Source organism: Falsiroseomonas sp. RANM36 (genome assembly GCF_056682175.1).
Genome location: NZ_JBWXTD010000003.1, coordinates 1,409,386 through 1,415,528, shown reverse-complemented (window position 1 = coordinate 1,415,528; position 6,143 = coordinate 1,409,386). Strand labels below are relative to the sequence as shown.

Below are 6,143 nucleotides of genomic sequence, written 5' to 3'. Positions count from 1 at the left end.
GCCGCCCCCGCGGCGGGCGGCCGGGGCGGGGGGCGGGCCGCCCCCGCCGCGGCCTCGGCCTGCCGGAAGGCCAGGGCCGCCGGTGTCGGCGGCGGCACCGGGCGGGGCGGGGCCACATGCGGCCCCGACCCTTCCACGATCACCAGCAGCACCGCCGCCGCCAGGCCGGCGACGACCACCTTCTCCAGCGTCATGCCGCCCGCCACGTCAGCCCACCAGGATCGCGGCGCGGCTGATCGGGTTGGACCCGTAGCCCTGCGGATTCCAGTTGGCCGGCACATGCGGCTGCATGCGGCCCTCGCTGTCGGTGGCGCGGTACCAGACCTCGAAATAGCCGTCGGAGGGCAGCGTCACGCGGCCGGTCCAGCGCTGCCAGGCGTGGCGGTTGGCCGGCGCGGCGACCTGCATCTCGGTCCAGGTCGCGCCGTAGTCCACGCTGGCATGCACGGCGCGCACCGTCAGGTCGCCGGCCCAGGCGGCGCCGCGCAGGTCGAGGCTGCGCGTGCCCGCCGGCAGGCGCGAGCCATGCGCGTGGGAGGAGAGGATGGCCCGCACCGGCATGCTCTCCATGTCGTGGAAGCTGGCGCCGTTGTTGCTGCTGCCGGGCACGATCGGCGTGGTCGGCACGCGATAGGAGGTGCCGCCCATGCCCTGGCCGCGATGCGGCTCGGCGGAGAGCGTCACGCGCGTCAGCCATTTCTGGCTGAGGCTGCCCGGCCAGCCCGGCACCAGCAGGCGCACCGGCGCGCCATGCAGCTGCGGGATCGGCTGGCCGTTCATGCGGAAGACGATCAGCGTGTCCTCGTCGAGCGCCTTCTGGATGCGCATGCCGCGGCTGATCGCCTGGCGGTTCGGATCGCCCGACAGATGCGGGTCGGCGCCGAAATGCCCGGTGAAGCGCGCGCTGTCCTTCAGCCCCGCCGCCTGCAGCACGTCGCGCAGCCTGACGCCGGTCCATTCGGCGTTGCTCACCGCGCCATTGCCCCACTGGTTGCCGCGCGCCTGCGGCTGGAAGAAGGCGCGGCCATTGCCGCCGCATTCCATCTGCAGCTGGCGCGTCACCACCGGGAAGCGCCCCTCCAGCTCGCCGAGGGTGAGTTCGAGCGGCGTGTTCACCTCGCCGTCGATGCGGATCTTCCAGGCGCGCGGATCGGCCACCGGGTCGGGCACGCCGCCATTGTTGCGGATGAAGAAATTGGCGTAGCTGGTCACCGGCTCGTCCAGCAGGTGCTCCGGCGTCTCGGCGTTCAGCGGGCGCTCGCCCTGCATGATCAGCGGGCCCTTGCCGTCCATGCGCAGCACCGCCGGCGCGGCGCCCTGGGCTGCCGCGGGGCGCGCGAAGAGCGCGGGCAGCGTGCCCTCGGGCATGCGGCCGGCGAAGGGGATGGCGGCGCCGAGCATGCCGCCCATCGCGGCCAGCGCCGTGCCCTTCAGCGCGCCGCGCCGCCCGAAGGCGAGCGCATCCGCGCGCTCGGGGTCGTCGCGGTAAAGCTCCTGGATGGAGCGTTCCGGCCTGCCGTGACGAAGAGCCATGTCGTGTTTCCTCCCTGCTGGATGATGACGGAGCGATTCAGCCCTGCATGGCGTCGCAGGGACGCCTTGCGCGGCTGACCAGGACCGCGCCGCTCGGCGGGGCCTTCAGGTCGCGCTCGACCGCGAGCGCGATCGGGCGCAGGCGGTCGCGCGGCAGGGCGGCGGTGACGGCATGCAGCACCTGCCCGTCCGACCAGGTGTAGGTCACGAGCCCGCCCGGCGCGTCGGTGCAGCGGATCTCGCGCGGCACCGGATCGCGTGTCGGGCCGCGCCAGATGGTGAGCCGCGTGCCCGCCGCATCCGCGTAGCGCAGCAGCGCGGCGGGGCCGAGGCTGTCCGGCAGCACCAGCGCCGCGCGCAGCGCGAAGCCGAATTCGCCGAGGTCTGGCGGGCTCAGCGCCTCGCCGAGCCGGGGCGCGAGCCATGCGGCGATGTCGGTGTCCTCGGCCAGCGCCTCCTCCGGCGCCGCCAGGGCGAGGCGCTGCGGCACGGGGTCCGGCAGCGCGGCGATCCCGGGCTCGACCGCGCCGCGCAACGCCCAGCCCAGGCCGCTGCCGACCATCAGCAGCACCGCCGCCGCCGCTGCCACGCGCCAGCGCGCCCAGGCCGCGTCGCGGCGGGCGGCGCGCAGATGGGCGATGCGCAGACGGGGCGGGATCGGCTCGGCCTGGCGGAAGGCCAGCGCCGCGCGCAGCGCGTCGCGCTGGGCGATGAAGGCCTGCACCCGCGCGGCCTCGTCGGGGCGGGAGGCGAGATAGCGCTGCACGGCAGGCAGGCGCGCGGCAGCGAGCCGGCCATCCACCAGGGCGTGCAGGTCGTCCTCGCCGATCGGGGGCTCGGGGCGGTCGGTCATCGGTTCACACCACGCGCAGCCGCGGCGCCGGCGCCGGCTGGCCTTCCGCCATGCGGCGCAGCCGCTCCCGCCCCCGCGCCAGGCGCGACATCACCGTGCCGGCCGGGATGTCGAGCACGCGCGCCGCCTCCTCGTAGGAGAGCCCCTCGACGCCGACCAGCAGCAGCACGGCGCGCTGCTCCTCCGGCAGGGTGTCGAGCTGCAGCAGCACCTGCGCGCAGTGCACCGCCGCGTCCTGGCCGTGGCTCGGCGTCGCCGAATCCTGCAGGCGCAGCGCCTCGCCCAGCAGCCGGGAACGGCGCGCCCAGCGCCGGCGCCCCGAGACATGCAGGTTGTAGAGGATGCTGAAGAGCCAGGCGCGGAGGTCCTTCTCGGCATGTCGCTGGTGCCAGGCGCCCAGCGCATTCGCCAGGCAGTCCTGCACCAGGTCGTCGGCCTCGTCGGCGTTGCGGCTCAGCGACCAGGCGAAACGGCGCAGCGCAGGGATCAGCGCTTCCATGCGCGCGTCCCGCTCGCTCACCGTTCCCATCCCCATCCCCGGCATCCGTAATTCGCGAGGTTGTTGTGCCCCATGAGACGCCTCAGGGCCCCGCCCTATTCCATCGGCCCATGAAGAAATTTCGCCGGCCCCGCCAGGGGGAGCCCGCCGGGCGACGCTTCGCCCTTGCCCGCCGACGCCCCGCGGCGCATTCCGGTGGCGATGGCCGCGCCGCGAATCCGCCTGCTGCCGCCCACCACGGCCAACCGCATCGCCGCCGGCGAGGTGGTGGAGCGCCCGGCCGCCGCCGTGAAGGAGCTGGTGGAGAACGCGCTCGACGCCGGCGCGCGGCGCATCGCCGTCCGGCTGGAGCAGGGCGGCATCGGCGGCATCCTGGTCGAGGATGACGGCAGCGGCATGTCCGCCGCCGAGCTCGACCTGGCGGTGGAACGCCACGCCACCTCCAAGCTGCCGGAGGAAGCGACGCTGTTCCGCATCGCCACCCTCGGCTTCCGCGGCGAGGCGCTGCCCTCGATCGGCGCGGTGGCGCGGCTGACCCTCGCCTCCCGCCCCGCGGGCGGGGCGGCGCATGCGATCACGGTGGAGGGCGGCCGGAAATCCGCCGGGGCGCCCGCCGCCGGCCCGCCGGGCACGCGCGTCGAGGTGCGCGACCTGTTCTTCGCCACCCCCGCCCGCCGCGCCTTCCTGAAATCGCCGCGCAGCGAGGCGGAAGCGAGCCTGGAGGCGGTGCGGGCGCTGGCGCTCGCCTGGCCGGGCGTCGCCTTCCAGGTGGATAGCGACGGCCGCGCGGTGCTGGCGCTGCCGGCGCAGGAGCGGGACGCGCGCATCGCCGCGCTGCTCGGCCCCGATTTCGCGGCCGCCGCGCTGGCCGTGCAGGCCGAGCGCGGCGGGCTTGCGCTGTCGGGCCTCGCCGCCGCGCCGCTGCATCACCGCCCGACCGGCATCGCGCAGCATCTGGTGGTGAACCGCCGCCCGGTGCGCGACCCGCAGCTGCGCACCGCGCTGCGCGTCGCCTATCGCGAGTTGATCCCGCGCGGGCGGCATCCCGCCGCGGCGCTGTTCCTCGACCTGCCGCCCGAGGCGGTGGACGTGAACGTCCACCCGATGAAGACCGAGCTGCGCTTCCGCGATGCGGAAGGCGTGCGCGGGCTGCTGATCTCGGCGCTGCGCCGGGCGCTGGCCGTCGGCGTCGCCGCGGTGCCGGCCCTCGCCCCGGCCGAGGCCGGCATGGCAGGCGGCTTCGCCGAAGCGGCATCGCCCGCGCCCGCGCCGCCCTCCTTCACGGGCTGTCGGCCGCAGCCGGCGCCGCCCCGCCCGCCGGCCCCGCGCCTGCCGCTCGGCTTCGCCCCGCCGCCGCCGATCCTGCCCGAGCCGATCCTCCCCGAAGCCGAGGGCCCGCTCGGCCGGCCGCTGGCGCAGCTGCTGTCCACCTATGTGCTGGCGGAAGCGCCGGACGGTGCGCTGGTGCTGGTGGACCAGCACGCCGCGCATGAGCGCCTGACGCATGAGGCGCTGAAGGCGCAGCTGCAGGACGGCGGCGTGCGCGCCCAGCCGCTGCTGCTGCCGGCCGTGGTGGAGCTTGCCTCGGGCGCGGTGGCGCGGCTGCTGGAGGCGGCCGGGTCGCTCGAACGGCTGGGGCTGGAGATCGAGGGCTTCGGCCCGGGCGCGGTGCTGGTGCGCGCCCTGCCGGCGCTGCTCGGCAATCCCGATCCCGCGCCGCTGCTGCGCGACCTGGCGGAGGAACTGGCCGAGGCGGGAGAGGGCCTGGCGCTCGCCACCCGGCTCGACGCGGCGGTGGCGCGGCTGGCCTGCCATGGCTCGATCCGCGCCGGACGGCGGCTGACGGGGGCGGAGATGGCCGCGCTGCTGCGCGACATGGAGCGCACGCCGCGCGCCGCCACCTGCAGCCATGGCCGTCCCACCTTCATCCGCCTCGGCAAGGCGGAGCTGGAAAAACTGTTCGCCCGACGCTGAAACGGTGTAGGGAGGGCGCTTGCCGCGGAGAGCCGCCCATGCGCGTGCTGCAGCTTGTCTACGCCTCCCGCCCCTTCGGCTTCGACGCCGGCGCGCTCGAGAACATCCTGGCGGTCGCGCGCCACCGCAACGCGCAGGACGACATCACCGGCGCGCTGATCTGCCGCCACGACCTGTTCATGCAGCTGCTGGAAGGCCCGCGCGCCAAGGTGACCGCCACCTTCGGCCGCATCCTGCGCGACGACCGGCATGTGGATGTCGCGCTGCTCTGGTGCGGCGACGCCGCGGCGCGGCTGTTCGCGGACTGGACCATGCGCGATGACGCGCTGCCCTCCTGGATGTGGAGCCGGGAGGCGCTGGCCGCCGGCGCCATCGCCAACGCCACCGCCGAGGAAGCGCGGCAGGTCTTCGTGCGCCTGGCGCGGGAGCCGCACCGGCAGGGCTACGTCTTCCGCGCCACGCGGCATTGATCGCCCGCTGACCGACCATTGACGCGCCGGGGGCGCGGCGGCACTTCCGCGCCCATGCCCAAGCTCCAGGCCGCGCAGCTGGCGGTGACACCCTTCCAGCAGAACTGCACCCTGATCTGGGATGCCGAGCTGCAACGCGGCGTGGTGGTGGACCCGGGCGGGGAAGTGCCGCGCATCCAGGCCGCGATCGCGCGCGCGGGCTTCACCGTGGACCGCATCCTGCTGACCCATGGCCATCTCGACCATGCCGGCGGCGCCGCGGCGCTGAAGACGGCGCTGGAGGCGAAGCAGGCGAGCGTGGTGCCGATCGAGGGACCGCACCGCGCCGATGAATTCCTGCTGCAGGGCATCGCCGCGCAGGCGGCGCAGTACGGCCTGGACGGCATGGAGACCGTGACGCCCGACCGCTGGCTGGAGGATGGCGAGGCGGTCTGCATCGCCCACCACTCCTTCCAGGTGCTGCACTGCCCGGGCCATGCGCCGGGCCATGTGGTCTTCGTCTCGCCGACGCTCGGCTTCGCCATCGTCGGCGACGTGCTGTTCCGCGGCTCGATCGGGCGGACCGACTTTCCCTATGGCGATCATGCGGCGCTGCTGAATGCGATCCGCACCAAGCTGCTGCCGCTCGGCGACGAGATCCGCTTCCTCTGCGGCCACGGCCCGGGCTCGACCTTCGGCGAGGAGCGCCGGTCGAACCCGTTCCTGAAGTAGCGCCTCAAGCGCCGGCGCGGCCATCCGGCCGCTTGGCTCGTCATGCCGGAGGCATGCTAGACGCATGACGCACCGGCGGCGGCCGCCGTTCGGCGGCTCGGCC

7 protein-coding genes are annotated in these 6,143 nt (G+C 75.1%); 3 read left to right on the top strand and 4 right to left on the bottom strand.

Annotation, left to right across the window (positions count from 1 at the left end):
• The 4 genes from AC1MIR_RS11635 to AC1MIR_RS11620 all read right to left on the bottom strand — a co-directional run.
• On the bottom strand, window positions 1–194 hold a 194-nt coding region (locus tag AC1MIR_RS11635; RefSeq protein ID WP_480028318.1), incomplete at its 3' end, for a hypothetical protein.
• A gap of 13 nt (window positions 195–207) precedes the next feature.
• Window positions 208–1,533 carry a sulfite oxidase gene (locus AC1MIR_RS11630; protein WP_480028317.1) on the bottom strand — a complete coding sequence of 442 codons (1,326 nt, stop codon included), beginning with the start codon at window positions 1,531–1,533 and terminating at the stop codon, window positions 208–210.
• Between the two features lie 37 nt (window positions 1,534–1,570).
• Window positions 1,571–2,386, bottom strand: coding sequence for an anti-sigma factor family protein (locus tag AC1MIR_RS11625; protein ID WP_480028316.1), 816 nt, complete (start codon window positions 2,384–2,386; stop codon window positions 1,571–1,573).
• Window positions 2,387–2,390: 4 nt separating this feature from the next.
• Window positions 2,391–2,906, bottom strand: a complete 516-nt coding sequence (locus tag AC1MIR_RS11620) for a sigma-70 family RNA polymerase sigma factor (protein WP_480028315.1) — start codon at window positions 2,904–2,906, stop codon at window positions 2,391–2,393.
• Window positions 2,907–3,086: 180 nt separating this feature from the next.
• Between AC1MIR_RS11620 and mutL the strand changes: the two genes are divergently transcribed.
• From mutL to AC1MIR_RS11605, 3 genes are read left to right on the top strand one after another with little or no spacing between them, the layout of a single operon-like run.
• The gene (gene mutL, locus AC1MIR_RS11615) at window positions 3,087–4,859 is read left to right on the top strand and encodes a DNA mismatch repair endonuclease MutL (protein ID WP_480028314.1); all 1,773 of its coding nucleotides are present in this window, start codon (window positions 3,087–3,089) and stop codon (window positions 4,857–4,859) included.
• Between the two features lie 38 nt (window positions 4,860–4,897).
• Complete coding sequence (locus AC1MIR_RS11610; RefSeq protein ID WP_480028313.1) at window positions 4,898–5,329, top strand: BLUF domain-containing protein; 432 nt, start codon at window positions 4,898–4,900, stop codon at window positions 5,327–5,329.
• A gap of 54 nt (window positions 5,330–5,383) precedes the next feature.
• Window positions 5,384–6,040 carry an MBL fold metallo-hydrolase gene (locus AC1MIR_RS11605; protein WP_480028312.1) on the top strand — a complete coding sequence of 219 codons (657 nt, stop codon included), beginning with the start codon at window positions 5,384–5,386 and terminating at the stop codon, window positions 6,038–6,040.
• The last annotated feature ends 103 nt before the right edge of the window (window positions 6,041–6,143 follow it).

Coding starts and splice junctions, on each gene's coding strand:
- AC1MIR_RS11630 (WP_480028317.1), bottom strand. CDS start 1,533: ATGGCTCTTCGTCACGGCAGGCCGGAACGCTCCATCCAGGAGCTTTAC.
- AC1MIR_RS11625 (WP_480028316.1), bottom strand. CDS start 2,386: ATGACCGACCGCCCCGAGCCCCCGATCGGCGAGGACGACCTGCACGCC.
- mutL (WP_480028314.1), top strand. CDS start 3,087: ATGGCCGCGCCGCGAATCCGCCTGCTGCCGCCCACCACGGCCAACCGC.
- AC1MIR_RS11610 (WP_480028313.1), top strand. CDS start 4,898: ATGCGCGTGCTGCAGCTTGTCTACGCCTCCCGCCCCTTCGGCTTCGAC.
- AC1MIR_RS11605 (WP_480028312.1), top strand. CDS start 5,384: ATGCCCAAGCTCCAGGCCGCGCAGCTGGCGGTGACACCCTTCCAGCAG.